An 18,190-nucleotide genomic window follows, 5' to 3' on the forward strand; every position below is an offset into this window, starting at 1 on the left:
GGCTGGACTAGCGTCGGCGGCATGGAGCGCGCACCGAGCTTCGCCGAGGCGCTGGCCGCCGGGACGCTGGTACTGGACGGCGGGCTGTCGAACGAACTGGAGGCCGCCGGACATGATCTGAGCGACGCCCTCTGGTCGGCCCGCCTCCTCGCGGACGAGCCGGAGGCCCTGACCGCCGCCCATCTCGCGTACTACCGGGCCGGGGCGGACGTCGCCATCACCGGCACCTACCAGGCCACCTTCGAGGGCTTCGCCGGGCGCGGCCTGGACCGGGCAACCACCGCCCGACTGCTCACCACCGGCGTCCGGCTGGCCCACGAGGCCGCCCGGCGGGCCGGGGCCGAGCGCCCGCTGTGGGTCGCCGCCTCCGCCGGTCCCTACGGGGCGATGCTGGCGGACGGCTCCGAGTACCGCGGCCGCTACGGGCTCGGCGCCGACGCGCTGGAACGCTTCCACCGGCCGCGCCTGGAGGTGCTGGCCGCGGCCGGTCCCGACGTGCTGGCGCTGGAGACGGTGCCGGACACCGAGGAGGCGCGGGCACTGCTGCGGGCGGTGCGCGGGCTGGGCGTACCGGCCTGGCTCTCGTACACCGTGGAGGGGGCGCGGACGCGGGCCGGGCAGCCGCTGGCCGAGGCCTTCGCGCTGGCCGCGGACGCCGAGGAGGTGGTGGCCGTGGGCGTCAACTGCTGCGATCCGGAGGACGCGGGTCCGGCCGTGGCACTGGCCGCGCGGATCACCGGGAAGCCCGTGGTGGTCTACCCCAACAGCGGTGAGCGGTGGGACGCGCGGCGGCGGCGATGGACGGGGCCCGACCGGTTCACGCCGGGCCGCGCGGCCGCCTGGCAGGAGGCGGGCGCGCGACTCGTGGGCGGCTGCTGCCGAGTCGGCCCCGAGGCGGTGACCCGGCTCGCCGAGGAGCTGCACACACCCCGTGACCTGCGGGGACGCGACACGGGAGGGTGACTGTCAGTGGCAGCGTGCACACTGTCAGCAGTCGTGACAACGAGGTCCGCGACACCGTTTCCGGAGGTGGCCGAGATGGCCGACGTACTGCTCACCGTAGGCACCCGCAAGGGCCTCTTCATCGGCCGGCGCCGCTCGGGCACCTGGGAGTTCGACGCCGGTCCCTACTTCAACGCGCAGGCCGTGTACTCGGTCGCCATCGACACCCGCGGCCCGGTGCCGCGGCTGCTCGCCGGGGGTGACAGCGCCCACTGGGGCCCGTCCGTCTTCCACTCCGACGACCTCGGCGCCACCTGGACCGAGCCCGCCCGACCGGCCGTCTCCTTCCCCAAGGACACCGGCGCCTCCCTGGAGCGCGTCTGGCAACTCCACCCGGCCGCCGCCGAACCCGACGTGGTGTACGCGGGCACCGAGCCCGCGGCGCTCTACCGCTCGGAGGACCGCGGGGAGACCTTCGCCCTGGTCCGACCCTTGTGGGAGCATCCGACGCGCTCCCGCTGGGTGCCGGGCGGCGGCGGTGAGGGGCTGCACACCGTGGTCACCGATCCACGCGATCCACGGGCGGTGACGGTCGCCGTCTCCACGGCCGGTGTCTTCCGCACCCGGGACGGCGGCGCCACCTGGGCCCCGTCCAACTCGGGGGTGTCCGCGGTCTTCCTGCCGGACCAGCATCCGGAGTTCGGCCAGTGCGTGCACAAGATCGCACAGGACGCGGCCGATCCGGACCGGCTGTATCTGCAGAACCACTGGGGCGTCTACCGGAGCGACGACGGCGGCGGCGAGTGGACCGACATCGGGGACGGACTGCCGTCCACCTTCGGCTTCGCCGTCGCCACCCACCCGCACCGCGCGGACACCGCCTACCTCTTCCCCATCAACGCCGACGCGGACCGGGTGCCCGCCGGCCACCGCTGCCGGGTCCACCGCACCGTCGACGCGGGCGCCAGTTGGGAGCCGCTCGCCACCGGACTGCCCGAGGACGACCACTACGGCACGGTGCTGCGGGACGCCCTCTGCACCGACGACGCGGACCCGGCCGGCGTCTACTTCGGCAACCGCAACGGCGAGTTGTACGCCTCCGCGGACGACGGCGACAGTTGGCAACTCCTCGCCTCCCACCTCCCGGACGTCCTCTGCGTACGGGCGGCGGTGCTCAACTGACGGGAGGCTGTGGGATGTTGACGCGGAGGGATGTTGACGCGGTGGGCGCGGGGCGGGCGTTACGGCAGGCGCCAGTCCAATGGTTCCGCGCCCTGCTGCACCAGCAGGTCGTTGGCGCGGCTGAAGGGACGGGAGCCGAAGAAGCCGCGGTCCGCGGACATGGGTGAGGGGTGGGCGGACTCGATCGCCGGGAGACCGCCGAGCAGCGGCCGCAGATTGCGGGCGTCGCGGCCCCAGAGGATCGACACCAGCGGCTTGCCGCGCGCTGCCAGGGCACGGATCGCCTGCTCGGTGACCTCCTCCCAGCCCTTGCCCCGGTGCGCGGCCGGCTTGCGCGGGGCCGTGGTCAGCGCCCTGTTGAGCAGCAGCACGCCCTGCCGGGTCCACGGAGTCAGATCGCCGTTGGACGGCCTCGGCAGCCCGAGGTCGGTGTTCAGCTCCCGGAAGATGTTCTCCAGACTGCCCGGCAGCCTGGTCACCTCGGGCGCCACCGCGAAGCTCAGCCCGATGGCCATGCCCGGTGTCGGATACGGGTCCTGACCGACGATCAGGACGCGGACGTCGTCGAAGGGCTGCTGGAAGGCGCGCAGGACATTCGCCCCGGAAGGGAGGTAGGTACGGCCGGCCGCGATCTCGGCACGGAGGAAGTCCCCCATGAACGCGACGCGCTCGGTGACCGGTTCGAGGGCCTTCGCCCAGCCTGGTTCGACAAGTTCGTTCAAGGGTCGTGGTGCCACGGCGCGCACTCTACTGGCCGCGGCGGGCTCCCCGCACCGGCGGGAGGCCGCAGCCCCGCGCCCCCGCCCGGCGGCTACGCTTCCCCCGCAGCATGATCCCGCGACCTCCGGGATCTCCCCCACCGAGCCGGAGGACAGGCCTGTGCAGCAGACACCGGACGTGACGGCGGGCGGCGCCCAACTCGCGGCCGGTACGGAGGAGTTCACGTCCGCCGCCGAGGAGTTCGCGGGGCTCGGGCGCGGGCGGTGTGTGCTGGGGGTGGACTCGGGCGGTTCCGGGCTGCGGGTGGCGCTCGCCACCGCCGACGGTACCGGCGAACCGCTCGCCTCCCGCACCCCGGTACGTACCGGCCCCGGCGGCATCGACCCGGAGCATCTGCTGGAGCAACTGCTGCCGATGGCCGCCGCCCTGCTCGGGCAGGCCGGTGCCGAACGGCCCGCCGCGGTCGCGGTGGGCGCCGCCGGGATGGCCACCCTCGGCGGTGCGCTCCGCGAACGGCTGCCAGCGGCCCTGGCCGAAGCGCTCGGCGTGACCCGGCTGGCGCTGGCCGCGGACGCGGTGACCGCCTATGCGGGCGCACTCGGGATGCGGCCCGGAGCGGTCGTCGCCGCCGGTACCGGGATGATCTGCGTCGGCACCGACCTCGGCGAGTGGCGCCGGGCCGACGGCTGGGGGCATCTGCTGGGTGACTGCGGCGGCGGCGCCTGGATCGGACGGGCCGGCCTGGAGGCCGCGTTCCGCGCGCACGACGGGCGGGACGGCGGCAGCCCCGAGCTGCTCGCCCTGGCCGAGGCGCGCTTCGGCCCGCTCGACTCCCTGCCCGGGGTGCTCTACCCGCGCACCGACCGGCCCGCCGTCCTCGCCTCCTTCGCCCCGGACGTCGCCGCGGCGGCGGCCACCGAGGCAACCGTCCAGGCAGCCGGCGGGACGGGCGGCGGGGACCCGGTGGCGCGGCGCATCCTCGCGGCTGCCGCACGGGAGATCGCGCTGTCGGCGGCCGCAGTCTGCCCGGCGGGCGGCGAAGTGGCGCTCACCGGCGGGTTGTTGAGGCTCGGGCCGCCCCTGCTCGAACCGCTCGCCGCGGAGTTGTCGGAACGGCTGCCGGGGGTGCGGCGGCGGGAGGCGGAGGGCGATCCGCTGCGGGGTGCGCTGCGCGTTGCGGCGGGGCTGGGGGTGGGGCGGTTGGCGCTGCCGCGGGATACTCGGATGCTGACGGTGCATTGTGTTGGGGCGGGGTGAGGTGGGGTCGGTGGTGGGTGTTCGCGGGTGCGGGTCGTCAGGGGTGCGGGTCGCGCAGTTCCCCGCGCCCCTTTTTGCGCAGTTCCCCGCGCCCCTCATTGGACAGGTCCCCGCGCCCTGATTGGGCAGTCCCACGCGCCCCTGAGTGTGCGTCCCGGTTGCCGCGTTGACTTTCTGTAGTCCCCCGGGCCGTTTGGGGTGCGGGACATATGGGGCGGATGCCCCGCACATGCCCCCTCCCCGAACAGGAACCCCGAAGAAGCCAGTAACATGCGGCGCCATGAGCTCCCCCACTGGGCCCGAATCCGGCCTGCCAGTACGAATGCCGCGACCCCGACAGCCGGGGCGGCACCGCCGCCCCGAGCCGGTGGTGGCTCCCGAGGGCGCGCCCGCCCTCGTCCTCGCCGTGCCCGGACGGCCCGCACCCGGCATCCGGAGCCTCGCGGAAGAGGTCGTGTCCATCGCCCGCTCCGAGCTGCCCGGACTGGACGCGCGGCTTGGCTGGATCGACGGGGAGGACGCCGAGTTCCCGGGCCTGGGTGCCGTACTGGCGCAGGCGGGGGCGGAGCGTGCGGCCCGTTATCGGCAGGCGCGGGACGCGGGGTTGGAGGTCGCCGAGCCGGAGGGTCCGGTGGCCGTGGTGGTGCCGCTGCTGGCCGGTCCCGACCATGCGCTGCTGCGCCGGATCCGGCAGGCCGTCGTGGACAGCAGTGCCCCGGCGGAGCTGACCGACGTCCTCGGTCCGCATCCGCTGCTGGCGGAGGCGCTGCATGTGCGGCTCTCCGAGGCGGGGTTGGCGCGGGCCGACCGGGCGCGGCTGTTCACCGTGGCCACGGCGGCGGACGGCATCATCCTGGCCGCGGTCGGCGGTCCGGACGCGGTGCAGGCGGCCGGGATCACGGGGATGCTGCTGGCGGCCCGGCTCGCGGTGCCGGTGATGGCGGCGGCGCTGGACGAGGAGGGGTCGATCGCGGCCACCGCCGAGCAGTTGCGGTCCTCCGGTTCGGCGCAGTTGGCGCTCGCGCCGTATCTGATCGGTCCCGAGGTCGACGCGTCGCTGCTGGAGGCCGCGGCCAAGGAGGCGGGTTGCCAGGTGGGGCCGTCGCTGGGCGCGTACCCGGCGATCGGCAAGCTGGCGCTGGCGCAGTACGCGGCGGTGCTGGGGATCTCTACGCAGCAGCCGGGCACGCAGGTGCGCTGACCGCGCCGCGTCACCGCCCGTGCGAAGGGCCCACTCCTGCGGGAGGCGGGCCCTTCGGGCGTTCAACGGGCCGAGCGGCAGAGGCAGTTCAGGCGAAGACGACGCAGGTCGCGGCCGGGACGGGCACGGATCCGGCGCGGGCCGGGAGTCCGGTGGCGGTGTCCAGGGCGAACCAGGTGACGTCGCCGGAGTGCTCGTTGGCCGTGTAGAGGTGGCGGCCGGTGGGGCCGAGGGCCAGGTCGCGCGGCCAGCGTCCGCCGCACGGCACGGTGCCCTCCAGCGCGGCCATCCCGCCACCCTCGTCCAGCGACAGCACGGAGATGACGTCCGCGCCGCGGGTGGCGGTCCACAGGAAGCGGCCGTCGGGAGCGGCGACGACCTCCGAGGGGTAGGCGTCGCCGGCGGGCGGACCGGGCAGGACGGGCACCTCGATCAGCGGCTGGAGAGCGCCCTGCTCGGCGTCCCAGCGGCACACGGTGAGCGTCGGGGTCAGTTCGTTGAGTACATAGGCGTGCTCGCCGCGCGGGTGGAAGGCGAGGTGGCGGGGGCCCGAGCCGGGGCGGAGGGCGATCTCCCGGTGCACCTTCGGTTCCCCGGAGGCGCCGAGGGTGCAGACGCGGACCGAGTCGGTACCGAGGTCGACACTGAGCAGCCAGCGGCCCGAGGGGTCGGTCAGCACCTGGTGGGCGTGCGGCCCCTGCTGGCGCTGTGGGTGCGGCCCCGAGCCCTGGTGGAGGAGGACGTGTACGTCGGTGCCCGGGGTGCCGTCGGCCCGGAGGGGGACGGAAGTGACGCCTCCGGAACCGTAGTTGGCGGTGATCAGATGGGCGCCGTGCACCGTGAGGTGGGTGGGGCCCGCGCCGCGTACCGGTACCGGCGGGCCGGTCTGCTCCAGGGTGTCGCCGCCGGTGCGGAAGGCGGCGACGGCACCGTCCGGGGTCTCGCTGACGGCGTAGAGGAGTCCACCGCCGGGGGCGGCGGCCAGATAGGACGGGTCGGGCAGGTCGGCGGTGGCACCGAGGACAGTGAGCGCCCCCGTGTCGCGGTCGGCGGCGGCCGTGGTGATACCCCGGCCGCCGGCCGCGGTGAACGATCCGATGTACGCCCGCCTGTCGACTGCCACCACTGTCCGCTTCCCCTCTCGGCACCGGGTCCCGTTTCCGGCTCGGTCACACTGCGACCGACGGTAGCAGCGGGACGGGCCCCGCCAGCAGTCCATACGTCGCATCATGCCCCGGCCAGCGGGGAGCGCGCGGGACTCCGCAGGGGCGCGACGAGCGCGCGGAGCGCCCGTACCGTCGTGGGGCTCACGCCGCTGGTACCCCTCCCGGCATGAAGACCGCCCCCGTGCCCGCCGAATTGCTCCCCGGTAGGTGGGGGCGGGACTCGGAGGCGCCGGTTGTGGGTGGCTCGTACTCAGGCTTTGCGGCTGGTGGCGGCGCGGCTCGGGGGTGAGGTGTTGGACCGGGAGGAGCGGGAGCGGGTGGCTGCGGTGCATCGGCCCGGGGATCGGGACACCTACCGGGTGGCGCATGTCGGGCTGCGGATGCTGCTGGGTGGGTATCTGGGCGTGGCTCCGGGCGAGTTGGTGCTGGAGCGGGCGGTGTGCCCGTGTTGCGGCGGGCCGCATGGGCGGCCGGTGGTGCGGGGTACGGAGGTGCAGTTCTCGCTGTCGCACACCCGTGGTCTCGGTCTGCTGGCCTTCGCGGATCGGCCGGTGAGGGTGGATGTGGAGGCGGTGCCCTCGCCGGGTACCGCGGAGGAGGTCGGCTGAAGGGCCTCGGTACCGGTCTCGGCCGGGCCCCTTCGCTGGACTACCTGGGCACCTCGGCCGAGGGCGCCGCCTCCCCGGGCGGGTGGACGGTGGCGGATGTGCGGGTGGGGCCGGGCGTCGCGGTGGCGGTGGAGGTGGCGGCGGCACAGGCCGGCTGACGGGGGCGGTGTCAGGGCCCGGCCAGCAGGCTCCAGCTTCGGGGGTCGGCCCAGGTGGACGCGGTGTCGACGTAGGGGCGGAGGAGGATGCTGAGTTCCCGGTCGCCGTGGCCGCCTAGTTCGTCGGAGGCGATGCGGCGGGCCACTCCGGCGAGGAAGTCGGCGAGTTGCACCCGGGGGTCGGAGCGGGAGTCGACGAAGCGGACTCCGGAGAGCCCGCTGAGGTGGGCGCGGAGCCAGGCGACGCGTTCGGGGGTGAGCGCGTTCTGCTGGTCGTGGACGACGGCGACGCGGTGGCCGTCGCCGCTCCAGTAGGCGATGGTGCGGGCCACCGCGGGCAGCATCGGGTCGAGGACCGGGCCCGTGCCGGCCCGGTCGAGGACTCCGGTGCGCAGGGCGTGGGCGCGGGCGCGGGTGGTACCGAGCCGGGCGAGGGTCTGGCCGACGGGGCCGGTGGGGGCCGGGGCGAGCGCGTCGAGGAAGGCGAAGAAGGCGGCGACCGGTTCGGTGCCGTCGAGCGGATCGCGCGTTCTGAGCAGGGTGCCGGAGAGCTCCAGGAAGCGGTGCCACCGGGAGCGGCCTAGGGCGGCAGGGCCGGCGCGGTGGAGGTCGGTGGCGAGGCGGTGGGCCTCCTCGCCGGGGCCGTCGGTGAGGAGGAGTTCCACGATGCGGGTGACGACCAGGAACGATTTGTCGGTGAGGTGAACGTGGGCGTGACCGGTGAGCGGGCCGTCGGGGCCGAGGAACCACACCAGGACCGGGCGGTGCTTCTGCCGCAGCAGGTGGTTGGCCTTGTACTCGACGGCGGGTGAGCGGATCCGGTCCCGTATCTCCTGGATGTGGGCGGCGGCCTCGGGGACCGGGAGGTGGACTCCGGCGTGGGCGAAGACGTCGGTGTTGCCGCCGATGAGGTTCTCGCCGTCGGAGCCGGACTCGTCGCAGGCGATCTCCCGCAGCGCGCCGCCCCGTACCGCCTCGCCCTGTGCCGTGCCGTCGAGCACCGCCGTCTCGCGCGGCGGCCCGCCGGCGTGACCCGCGCTGCCGTAAGTGGCTGTGCCGGGTGCCACCTCGTCGTCCGCCGCCGGTTGGCCTGTCACCGCGGGATCCTCTCCTCGGCTCCGGGGACTGCCTCCCCAGGGCCATGATCGGGGATCGGCGGGCGGGGCGGTACGGGTTTTCCGAGCGGGAGGCCGCCGGGCCTGATCGGTCCGGCCGGGCTCACTCGGTCTGGAGGACGAGGAGAGCGATGTCGTCCTGGCGCTGGCGGGCGCCGCCGCCGTAGCCGAGGAGGCTGTCCGCGTAGGCGCCGGGGCCCTCCTCCGGGGCGCGGGCCAGGTGGGCGGCGGCCGCCTCGATGGCCTGCCCCAGGTCCTCGCCCGGTACTTCGAGCAGGCCGTCGGTGTAGAGGGCGAGGACGCTGCGCGGCGGCAGCGGCAGTTCGGTGCTGCGGTAGCGGGTGTCCGGGTCGAGGCCGAGGAGGAGGCCGGGCGGGATGTAGGGCACCTCGGGGGTGCCGTCGGGGTGGCGCAGCAGGGGCGGCGGGTGGCCCGCGGAGGCGAGGCGGGCGCGGTGGACGCGCAGGTCGACCTCGACGTAGAGGCAACTGGCGAAGAGGCCGGTGTCCAGGTCGGTGAGGAGGCGGTTGGTGCGGGTCAGGACCTCGGCCGGGGAGGCGCCGGCCTTGGCGGTGACATGGACGGCAGTGCGGATCTGGCCCATCAGTGCGGCGGCGGTCGCGTTGTGGCCCTGGACGTCGCCGATGACGGCGGCCGCGGTGTCCTGGTCGAGCCGGAGCAGGTCGTAGAAGTCCCCGCCGATCTCCATGCCGCGGGTGGAGGGCAGATAGCGGCCGGCGACGCGGAGCCCGTCGACCGGGGGCAGGCTGTGCGGCAGCAGGACCTGCTGGAGGTGGTGGGCGAGGGCCTGCTTGGTGTCGTAGAGGCGGGCCCGGTCGATGGCCTGGGCGAGGATGCCGGCAAGTGAGGTGAGGACGCGGCGCTCGTCGGGGGAGAACTCCCGGGGGTGCAGATAGGAGAGGACGCAGACGCCGACGGGACCGCCGCTGATGATGAGCGGGAGGATCGCCCAGGCGGATTTTCCGGTGCGGCGGGGTACGTCGAGGCCCGGGTAGTCGACCTCCACTTCCTGCGGGGAGGCGTAGAAGGCGGCCCGGCCGGTGCTGAGGGTGTGGGCGGCGGGGCTGCGGGGGTCGTCCAGCGCCATGCCCTCGAAGTGCTCGATGGCCTCGGCGGAGTAGCCGCGGTGCTCGATGTTGTGCAGCCGCCCGTTCTCCGCGAGGTAGACGACGACGCCCTGGGCACCGAAGGACGGGGCGAGTTCGTCGCTGATGAGGTTGAGGACGTCCCGGAGGCCGACTGTCTCGGTGAGCGCCGCGGAGAGGTGCAGCATCTGGTACATCTGCCCGGCGCGGATCGGGGTGGGTTCGCCGGGGATGGCGGCGAGTCCGGCGGGGTCGGCGTCGGCGGGGGTGAGCCACACGCTGACGCCGCGGCCGTCGGGCACCAGCCGGAAGGAGAGCCAGGTGTCCGGTGGGCGGCAGGCGGTGAACGAGGTCAGGGCACGGCTGATGACGGCGCCCCGGTAGCGGTCCTCGAAGACGGGGTCGTCCAGCCACGGCACCACCTCCCACGGGGGTCGGCCGAGGAGCAGTTCCGCGGGGGTGGCGAGGAGTTCCGCGGCGCCCTGGGTGACGAGGGCGGTGCGGCCGTCGAGGTCGAGGGAGAGGGCGCCGCCCGGCAGCCGCTCCAGGTAGTCGACGGCGGCGGCGCCCTGTGCGGGTGGGACGACGCGCCGCGGCAACGGTACCCGGCGGGGGGAGCCGGCGGGTCCGGCGCGGGTGCGGAGTACGGCGCTGAGGCGGCGGGCGGCGCGGGTGATGTGCTCGCGTTCCGCGTCCGGCATGGGTGCCTCGCGCACCGGCCACATCAGCATGGCGGCGCCGTGGCAGCGCCCGCCCTCCTCCAGGGGGACGGAGGCCGTGGAGAAGGGGTACGGGGTGGCGACGGCGATCCGCGGATAGTCCCGTACCAGGTCGGCGTGGTTGCTGCTGCTGACCAGGCGGCGGCGGCGCAGGGCGTCCGCGACGGGCAGTTGGGAGGTGAGGGCGACGCGCTGCCAGGGGGCGACGAACGACACCGGGATGCCGCTGACCAGGGTGAGGTAGAGGAGTTGCTCCTCGGGGGCGAGCTCGTAGACGCAGCCCGCGGAGGCGCCGGTCTCCGCGAGGAACCGCAGCAGGGCGCGGTCCACCGGGTCGGCACCGGTCCCGGCGGTGGCCGCCGTGGCTGCGGGCGGCCACGGGTCGGCCGGGTGTTCTCGGACCATGGGCACCTCTCAGCGGGCTTCGCCCAGCCCCCGTGCCACCGGCACGGGCCTCCCAAGTGCCCGTGGTCGCGGCCGCTACACCTGCCGCCGCCGCGCCGGCTCACCGCCGGGGTGTGCGACGGCTCCCGCGGGCGGCCGCTACCAGATCGGGGACGGTGGCGAGCCGGACGCGGGGGCGGCCGGCGCGGCGGCCGGCCTCGGTCTCGGCGCGTTCGATGGCGGCCATTCCCCGGGCGTCCACCAGGTACCGGGTGCGGGATCGGGCGAGCCGGGCGAAGGCCCTGGGCGGGTGCGCGGGGGCGGCGAGGGTGCCGGCGACGGCGTCCGCGAGGAGGGTGCCGACGGTTTCGGCGGCGCAGCCCCGGTTGGTGCCGATGCCGCCGGAGGGGCCGCGTTTGATCCAGCCGACGACATAGCTGCCGGGCCGCCCGGTGACCCGTCCCGCCTGGTGCGGCACGGTGCCGGTGGCCTCGTCGAAGGGCAGTCCGGCGAGGGCCCGGCCGCGGTGGCCGACGGCGCGCACCAGCAGCCCGGCGGTGATCTCGGTGCCGCCACCGGGCCCGGTGGTGCGTACCGAGTGCAGGGCGCCGTCCCGGCCGGGGCCGAGGGCGGCGGTGGGCTCGGAGTGGAAGCGCAGCACGATACGGCGGCCGGGGGCGGGCGGCGCGGACCAGTCGACGGTGGTGCGCGGCAGGTCGGCGAGGAGGGCGGCCTTGTCGTGCGGGTCGGCCGCGTCGAGGGCGGCGCCGGTGCGCGGGTCGTGGTCGTCCACCAGCAGTTCCACGCCCGGCAGATGGCGCAGGCCGAGGAGTTCGGAGCGGGTGCAGGCGGCGTCCCCGGGTCCGCGCCGGCCCAGCAGGACGACCTCGCGGACGGTGCCGGCGCGGAGTGCGGCCAGGGCATGGTCGGCGATGTCGGTGCCGGCCAGGGTGTCCGGTTCCGCGGCGAGGATGCGGGCCGCGTCCAGGGCGACATTGCCGTTGCCGACGACGACGGCGCGCTCCCCGTGCGGGACGACGGCGCCGGGGGCGGTCTCGGGGTGGGCGTTGTACCAGGCGACGAGGGTGGTGGCGGCCAGGCTGCCGGGGCGGTCCTCGCCGGGGATGCCGAGGCGGCGGTCGGTGTGCGCGCCGACCGCGTAGACCACGGCGTGGTGGTGGGCGGCGAGTTCCTCGTGGCTGAGGTCGCGGCCGATGTCCAGGCCGAGATGGAGCCGGACCCGGGGGTGGGCGTGGAAGCGGGCGAAGGTGTCGGCGACCTTGCGGGTGCCGGGGTGGTCGGGTGCCACGCCGTGGCGGACCAGGCCGCCCGCGACGGGCAGCCGGTCGATGAGGGTGATCTCGGCGCCGGTGTGCAGCAGCAGGTCCTCGGCGGCGTACATCCCGGCGGGTCCGGTGCCGACGACGGCGATGCGCAGCGGGCCGAAGTCTGCGGGCAGGGTGCGGGTGAAGCGGGGCGCGTCCCAGTGGTGGAAGTTGGGCCCGGTGTCCCGCTCCCCGCCCACTCCCCCGCCGTCGGCGTACGGGCGCTCGTAGTACGCGGCGTTGACGTCGGCGTAGGCGTGCTGCGGGCCGGTGAGGGGGAGGGTGTCCACAGGGTGGATGGCGTCGGCCGGGCAGGCGTCGGCGCAGGCCCCGCAGTCGATGCAGGCGCGGGGGTCGATGTGCAGCATCTCCGTGCTGCCGAAGGCGCGTTCCTCCGGGGTGGGGTGGATGCAGTTGACCGGGCAGACGGCGACACAGGCGGCGTCGGTGCAGCAGGTCTGGGTGATGGCGTAGGTCATGGTCGGGGCTCACTCGGGTCCGGGAGGCGGGTCAGATGAGGTGGGCGCGCCGGTAGAAGGCGAGCGCGGGGCGGGTGAGGAGTCCGCAGGAGGCGAGGAACTCCATCAGGCCCGAACAACTCGCCCGCATCATCGACTTGTGGTGCTCGTTGGCCCGCGCCTCGGCGAGCGCCCGCCGTACGTCGAGCCCGGCCTCGGCGTACACCCGGGGGTTGACCATGCTGCCGACGATGACCCAGGCGGCGATGGCGATGACCAGGGCGTGGAAGTGGCGGCGGGCGCGGCCGGCGCGGGCGAGGTGCTTACGGGTCTCGTCCCGGGCGAACTTCATGTGCCGGGACTCCTCCACCACATGGATGTTGTTGATGGTGCGCACGAAGGGCACCACCCGCTCGTCGCGCATCCAGTCCCGCTGCATCACGTCGAGGACCTCCTCGGCGACGAGGATGGCGGCGTAGGCGGCCTCGCCGAAGGCCAAGGTCTTGAAGGCGCGGCCGAGTTCGACGGCGGCGCGGTGCGGGCGGTAGGGCGGGGCGCCGAGTTTGGCGGCGCCGCGGGCGAACATGATGGAGTGCCGGCACTCGTCGGCGACCTCGGTCAGCGCCCACTGGAAGCGGGGGTCGGTGGGGTCCTTGGCGTACCAGTCCCGCAGCAGCATCTGCTGGAGGATCATCTCGAACCAGATGCCGGTACTGGCCACCGAGGCGGCTTCCTGGCGGGTGAGCTCGGTGCGCTGCTCCTCGGTCAACTCCCCCCAGTAGGCGGTGCCGTAGAGGGTGCTCCACTCGGGGCTGGCGCCGTGGAAGCGCTTGTCGAGGGGGGTGTCCCAGTCCACCTCGGTGGCCGGGTCGTACTGGAGCCGGGCGGCCGAGCCGAGCAGGCGGGCGGCCACGCTCCGCTGCTGGTGCTCGTGCTGTGGCTCTTCCGACGGGTGCCGGTCCTGGGACCGAACGGTGCTGCTGCCCATGGTGCGGCTCTCCTCGGCTCGGGACGGTCCGGTGCGTCGGGGTGCGCGAACCCCTTGTTAGACGGACCGTATAACAAGCCTCGGAGCGACGACTACCCCCCGGTAGCATTTTGCGGGCGCCGCCGGGGACGTACCGTCTCGGTGTCGTCCGGATACGGGGAGAGAGATCGTGTTCTACCAGTTGCTCAAGTACGTAGTGCTGGGCCCGCTGTTGAGGCTGCTGTTCCGGCCGCGGATCGAGGGGCTCGACCGGATTCCGGAAACGGGTCCCGCCATCGTCGCGGGCAACCACCTGTCGTTCGCCGACCACTTCCTGATGCCGGCGATGCTGCGGCGGCGCATCACCTTCCTGGCGAAGGCCGAGTACTTCACCGGACGTGGCGTCAAGGGGCGGCTGACCGCGGCGTTCTTCCGCAGCATCGGCCAGATCCCGGTGGACCGCTCCGGCCGGGAGGCGGGGCAGGCCGCGATCCGGGAGGGCCTCGGGGTGCTGTCCCGTGACGAGTTGCTCGGTATCTACCCGGAGGGCACCCGCTCCCACGACGGACGGCTCTACAAGGGCAAGGTCGGGGTGGCCGCGATGGCGCTGCGGGCCGGGGTGCCGGTGGTGCCGTGCGCGATGATCGGCAGCTTCGAGGCGCAGCCGCCCGGCCGCCGCCTCCCCCGCCCGCACCGCATCACCATCCGCTTCGGCGAACCGCTGGACTTCTCCCGCTACGACGGGATGGAGAACGAGAAGGCGATCCTGCGCGCCGTCACCGACCAGATCATGTACGAGATCCTCGAACTCTCCGGACAGGAGTACGTCGACCGGTACGCGGCCGAGGTGAAGGCGGAGGAGGCCGCGGAGCGCGGGGAGAGGGCCTCGGGGCGCGGTTTCCCGCGGCTGCCGCTGAGTTGAGGGCGGACACCGGTCCGGGTTCCCGGTCGGCGGCGGATCTGCTGACGGCCGATTCGCTGGCTTGCTGACGGCCCGTCCGCCTAGCTTCGGAGCATGACGAATGCACTGGTGATCGGCGCGGCAGGACAGTTGGGGCGGCCCGCGGTGGCGGCGCTGGCCGGGGACGGCTGGCGGGTGACGGCGGCCTCCCGCAGCGGCGGCCGGGACCCGTCCTGGCCTGAAAAGGTGCGCACGGTACGCCTGGACCGGGACGAGGACGGGCCGCTGGACGAGCTGCTGTCCGACGGCTTCGAGGTGGTCGTCGACCTGGTGGCGTTCGACGCCCGGCACGCCCGCCAGTTGCTCCGGCACGGCGACCGCATCGGCTCCGCGGTGGTGGTGTCCAGCGGCGCCGTCTACGCGGACGGCGAGGGCCGCAGCTTCGACACCCAGGACGAGCCGGACGGCTTCCCCGCCTACCCGGTGCCACTGCCGGAGACCCAGCCGACGGTGGCCCCCGGCGAGAGCACCTATGGGACGCGGAAGGTGGCGCTGGAACGGGAGTTGGTGGCGGCGGGCCGGCGGCTGCCGTCCACCCTGCTGCGGGCCGGCGCGGTGTACGGGCCGCATTGCAGAACACCGCGGGAGCTCTTCTTCGTGAAGCGGAATCTGGACGGCCGCCGGCGCCGGGTGCTGGCGTACGGCGGGGAGAGCCGCTTCCATCCGGTGAGCGCCCGCAATGTCGCCGAGCTGATCAGACTGGCCGCCGCCCGCCCGGGCACCCGGATACTGAACGCCGCCGATCCGCAGGCCCCCACGGTGGCCGAGATCGCGGCCGCCATCGACGCGGCGATGGGGGTGACGGCGGAGACGGTACTGGTGCCCGGCGAGCCCACCGCTCCCCCGGTCGGCCTCACCCCCTGGTCCACCGCCCGCCCGGTGGTGTACGACCCGTCCACGGCGGAACGGGAGTTGGGCTACCGGCCGGTGGCGACCTACCGGGAGGCGGTGCCCGAGACGGTGGCCTGGCTCAGCGGGCGGCTGGCCGAAGTACCGGACTGGCGACGTGCGTTCCCCACCCTGGCACGGAATTACGACACCTGGTTCGACCTCTTCGACTACGCCGCGGAGGACGCCTGGCTGATCGACCGCTGACGCTGCCCGAAGACGGCGCCACCTCCCCGGCCGCGGAGGTGGCGCGGCCGGGGAGGCGTCAACCGATGCCCGTCAGGCGGGAGTTACGGCTTCGGGGTGGCGTGCGGGGTGCAGGTCACGTCCTTGTCGTCCACCTTGCCGGTGAGCAGATAGGTGTCCACGCGGTCGTTGATGCACGGGTTGACCAGACCGGTCACACCGTGCGAGCCGGCATCCTTCTCGGTGATGAGCCGGGAGCCCTTGAAGCGCTTGTGCAGCTCGACGGCGCCCGGGTACGGGGTGGCGGCGTCATGGGTGGACTGCACCATCAGCACGGTCGGCAGCCCCTTGCCGGTGCCCACCTCGACCGGGTTGTGCTGCTTGCCGGACCAGGTGGCGCAGGGCAGGTTCATCCAGGCGTTGGCCCAGGTCATAAACGGGTTGTCGCGGTGCAGCCGGGTGTTGTCCCGGTCCCAGGTGCGCCAGTTGGTGGGCCACTTGGCGTCGGCGCACTCCACGGCGGTGTACACCGCGTTGCCGTTCTCCTCGCTGGCGTTGCCCTTGGTGTCGGACGGATCGGGCGAGGCGGCGTCGATCAGCGCCTGGGTGTCACCGGCGGCGTACTTGCTCCACACCTGCGCGGTCGGCACCCACGCCGAGTCGTAGTAGGGGGCGCTCTGGAAGAAGGAGATCAGCTCGTTGGGGCCGACGACACCACCCAGCGGGCTCTTCTTCGCGGTGGCCCGCAGCTTCTCCCAACCGGCCTGCACCTCGGCCTTGGTGGCGCCCAGGTGGAAGGTGTCATCGCGCTGCGCGACCCAGGTCGTCCAGTCGTCCCAGCGGACCTGGAAAGCGACGTCCTGGTCCAGGTTGGCCTGGTACCAGACCTTCTGGCGGGACGGGTTGACCACGCTGTCCACCAGCATCCGGCGGACGTGGTCCGGGAAGAGGGTGCCGTAGACCGCGCCCAGGTAGGTGCCGTAGGAGACACCCAGGTAGTTGAGCTTCTTGTCGCCGACGGCGGCCCGGATGACGTCCAGGTCGCGCGCGGTGTTCGGGGTGGTCATATGCGGCAGCATGTCGCCGCTGCGCTCGGCGCAACCGTCGGCGTACTCGGCCGCGAGCTTGCGCTGCGCCAGCTTGTCGGCCTCGCTGTCCGGCACCGGGTCGGCCTTCGGCGCCTTGACGAACTCCTGTGGGTCCACACAGGAGATGGGCGCGGAGTGGCCCACCCCGCGCGGCTCGAAACCGACGAAGTCATAGGCCTTCGACGTCTTCTGCCACAGCGGGTTCTTGTTGGTGACACGGGTCGGGAAGCGCAGCCCCGATCCGCCGGGACCGCCCGGGTTGTAGATGAGCGAGCCCTGGCGCTCCTCGGCCGTGCCGGTGCTCACCGCCCGGTCCACCGCGAGCTTGATCTGCTTGCCGTGCGGCTTGGCGTAGTCGACGGGCACCGTGACCCAGCCGCACTCGATGCCGTCGGGGAGGCCCCAGTCGGCGGCGCACTTCTGCCAGTTGATGCCCTGCTTCTCCGCGGCGGCCGCGGCGATGGCGGCACCGCGTGCCTCCTTGTCCAGGTGCGGTCCGCGGCTGTCCTGTGCGCTCGCCACCGGTGCGGCGAGCGCGCCGACTATCAGCGTGCCCGCGGCGAGCGTGCCGGCAGAGCCCAGCAGCACCCCTCTACCCGCGCGTCCAGTCCTGCTCAAGTGGGGCCTCCCGTACGTCGGTTCGACGGTTACGTCGTTCGGTACGGGATCCTGTCTGCTGTGGAGAGCCTGTGAACAGATGTCCAGAGGGTTCTTTGCCAATCCGATAAGCGGATAGCCCAGCCTTCTGAGCGGCGTGACCCCGGGATGCCCCGCCGAGGCCGGTTCGGGCTCAGCGGTGGGGCGTGCCGAGGACCATCCGGTGCGCGCGAGCCGTGTCCGCGTATTCGCGTACCCGGTGGATCAGGCCGCCCCGGAGTTCGAAGACGAAGCAGTGGTCGACGTCATAGCGGCCGCCGTCCGCGAGCACCGCCGCGACGTTGGCCTCCGCGAGCCCCCAACCGCCCCCGGAATGAAGGTGGTTGAAGACGACGGCGAGGTCCCGCGCGAACAGGCGGGGAAAGTCGTCGGCGAAGAAGTGCGCGATGGCGTCCCTCCCGATCATGTGGTGCGGCGCGTCCAGGGCGACGCTGGTGGCGTTCCCGGGCGGCGAGAGCCACTCGGCGTCCTCGGTGAACACCGCGGCGATCTCCGCCCGGTCACCACCGGCCAGCACCCGGAAGGCGTTCTGAAGTACGGCTTCGGTCATGACCCCACTCTGACCGGCACTCGCCACGGACGTCTTGGACGAATGTTCCGCCCACTCTCCGATCCATCGCGGCTACCCCTTCCTATGACGCCGCCTAGCCTGGGTCCATGCCAACCACCGTGCGGGGCCGCGGCGTTACGGCGACCCGGGATGCGGCGTGGGAGGTCGCCAGGCCACCGCGGGCCTTCGCCGCCGACGGTGTCGCCATGGCCGGGTTCCGGGGACGGAGCATCGGGCCGGTGGAAGTGCCGGTGGTCCCGCATCCCGGTGTCACGCTGGTCGTGGAGTTCGGCGCCGGACCGCTCGCCGTGGAGGCGGCGGCCGGCCGGCGGCAGCACGGAAGCTTCGTCGCCGCACCGGCGTCCGGGGCGGTGCGGCTGCGGGGCGAGCGCATCGCCTGCCTGGAGGTGCGGCTCTCCCCCCTAGGCCGTGTCGTTTGGATCTCCGTGGCGTCACGGGCCCTGGCACGCACTCTCGCTGCACCGGCCAAACACCCAAGTACGTCCAGTACGAGGGCGCTTGGCCGGCGCACCGAGAGCACGCACCAGACCC

At 73.9% G+C, this 18,190-nt stretch carries 15 protein-coding genes and 1 pseudogene; 8 read left to right on the top strand and 8 right to left on the bottom strand.

From position 1 onward, the window contains the following. Window positions 1-21: 21 nt before the first annotated feature. Together mmuM and ACFVST_RS25030 are read left to right on the top strand one after the other, a co-directional pair. Window positions 22-963: a homocysteine S-methyltransferase gene (gene mmuM, locus ACFVST_RS25025; RefSeq protein ID WP_390155822.1), complete on the top strand. Its 942-nt coding sequence runs from the start codon at window positions 22-24 to the stop codon at window positions 961-963. A 75-nt stretch (window positions 964-1,038) separates the two neighbouring features. After that, complete coding sequence (locus tag ACFVST_RS25030) at window positions 1,039-2,124, top strand: WD40/YVTN/BNR-like repeat-containing protein (RefSeq protein WP_390155823.1); 1,086 nt, start codon at window positions 1,039-1,041, stop codon at window positions 2,122-2,124. 59 nt (window positions 2,125-2,183) lie between these two features. Here ACFVST_RS25030 and ACFVST_RS25035 read toward each other — a convergent pair whose 3' ends face one another. Beyond that, window positions 2,184-2,861 (bottom strand): uracil-DNA glycosylase, encoded by a 678-nt coding sequence (locus ACFVST_RS25035; RefSeq protein WP_390155824.1) that lies wholly within the window; start codon window positions 2,859-2,861, stop codon window positions 2,184-2,186. A 250-nt stretch (window positions 2,862-3,111) separates the two neighbouring features. On the opposite strand from ACFVST_RS25035, the gene ACFVST_RS25040 reads away from it, so the two are divergent. After that, window positions 3,112-4,101 (top strand): BadF/BadG/BcrA/BcrD ATPase family protein, encoded by a 990-nt coding sequence (locus ACFVST_RS25040; RefSeq protein WP_390155837.1) that lies wholly within the window; start codon window positions 3,112-3,114, stop codon window positions 4,099-4,101. Window positions 4,102-4,381: 280 nt separating this feature from the next. Further along, a complete protein-coding gene (locus tag ACFVST_RS25045) occupies window positions 4,382-5,302 on the top strand; it encodes a sirohydrochlorin chelatase (protein WP_390155825.1) in 921 nt (306 codons plus the stop codon). A gap of 88 nt (window positions 5,303-5,390) precedes the next feature. On the opposite strand, the gene ACFVST_RS25050 is transcribed toward ACFVST_RS25045, so the two are convergent. Continuing rightward, on the bottom strand, window positions 5,391-6,425 hold the full coding sequence (locus ACFVST_RS25050; protein WP_390155826.1) for a lactonase family protein: 1,035 nt from the start codon (window positions 6,423-6,425) through the stop codon (window positions 5,391-5,393). 282 nt (window positions 6,426-6,707) lie between these two features. On the opposite strand from ACFVST_RS25050, the gene ACFVST_RS25055 reads away from it, so the two are divergent. After that, the gene (locus tag ACFVST_RS25055) at window positions 6,708-7,076 is read left to right on the top strand and encodes a 4'-phosphopantetheinyl transferase family protein (protein ID WP_390155827.1); all 369 of its coding nucleotides are present in this window, start codon (window positions 6,708-6,710) and stop codon (window positions 7,074-7,076) included. 169 nt (window positions 7,077-7,245) lie between these two features. Here the strand turns inward: ACFVST_RS25055 and ACFVST_RS25060 are convergent, their stop codons facing one another. The 4 genes from ACFVST_RS25060 to ACFVST_RS25075 form a co-directional block, all read right to left on the bottom strand. Then, complete coding sequence (locus ACFVST_RS25060) at window positions 7,246-8,235, bottom strand: DUF3800 domain-containing protein (protein WP_390155838.1); 990 nt, start codon at window positions 8,233-8,235, stop codon at window positions 7,246-7,248. A gap of 217 nt (window positions 8,236-8,452) precedes the next feature. Next, window positions 8,453-10,579, bottom strand: coding sequence for a SpoIIE family protein phosphatase (locus ACFVST_RS25065; RefSeq protein WP_390155828.1), 2,127 nt, complete (start codon window positions 10,577-10,579; stop codon window positions 8,453-8,455). A 100-nt stretch (window positions 10,580-10,679) separates the two neighbouring features. Further along, window positions 10,680-12,362, bottom strand: coding sequence for an FAD-dependent oxidoreductase (locus ACFVST_RS25070; RefSeq protein ID WP_390155829.1), 1,683 nt, complete (start codon window positions 12,360-12,362; stop codon window positions 10,680-10,682). 31 nt (window positions 12,363-12,393) lie between these two features. Next, window positions 12,394-13,329: a diiron oxygenase gene (locus ACFVST_RS25075; RefSeq protein ID WP_390155830.1), complete on the bottom strand. Its 936-nt coding sequence runs from the start codon at window positions 13,327-13,329 to the stop codon at window positions 12,394-12,396. A gap of 169 nt (window positions 13,330-13,498) precedes the next feature. Here ACFVST_RS25075 and ACFVST_RS25080 point away from each other — a divergent pair, with 169 nt between their 5' ends. Beyond that, window positions 13,499-14,230 carry a lysophospholipid acyltransferase family protein gene (locus ACFVST_RS25080; RefSeq protein ID WP_390155831.1) on the top strand — a complete coding sequence of 244 codons (732 nt, stop codon included), beginning with the start codon at window positions 13,499-13,501 and terminating at the stop codon, window positions 14,228-14,230. A gap of 93 nt (window positions 14,231-14,323) precedes the next feature. After that, window positions 14,324-15,364 (top strand): NAD-dependent epimerase/dehydratase family protein, encoded by a 1,041-nt coding sequence (locus tag ACFVST_RS25085; RefSeq protein WP_390155832.1) that lies wholly within the window; start codon window positions 14,324-14,326, stop codon window positions 15,362-15,364. Window positions 15,365-15,447: 83 nt separating this feature from the next. Here the strand turns inward: ACFVST_RS25085 and ACFVST_RS25090 are convergent, their stop codons facing one another. Next, window positions 15,448-17,049 carry an alpha/beta hydrolase gene (locus ACFVST_RS25090; protein ID WP_390155833.1) on the bottom strand — a complete coding sequence of 534 codons (1,602 nt, stop codon included), beginning with the start codon at window positions 17,047-17,049 and terminating at the stop codon, window positions 15,448-15,450. Window positions 17,050-17,221: 172 nt separating this feature from the next. Continuing rightward, window positions 17,222-17,638: a nuclear transport factor 2 family protein gene (locus ACFVST_RS25095; RefSeq protein WP_390155834.1), complete on the bottom strand. Its 417-nt coding sequence runs from the start codon at window positions 17,636-17,638 to the stop codon at window positions 17,222-17,224. A gap of 107 nt (window positions 17,639-17,745) precedes the next feature. Here ACFVST_RS25095 and ACFVST_RS25100 point away from each other — a divergent pair. Further along, a pseudogene (locus ACFVST_RS25100) lies at window positions 17,746-18,190 on the top strand (hypothetical protein); the annotation flags it as partial.

This window comes from Streptomyces sp. NPDC058045, from assembly GCF_042885635.1.
Lineage (GTDB): Bacteria > Actinomycetota > Actinomycetes > Streptomycetales > Streptomycetaceae > Streptomyces.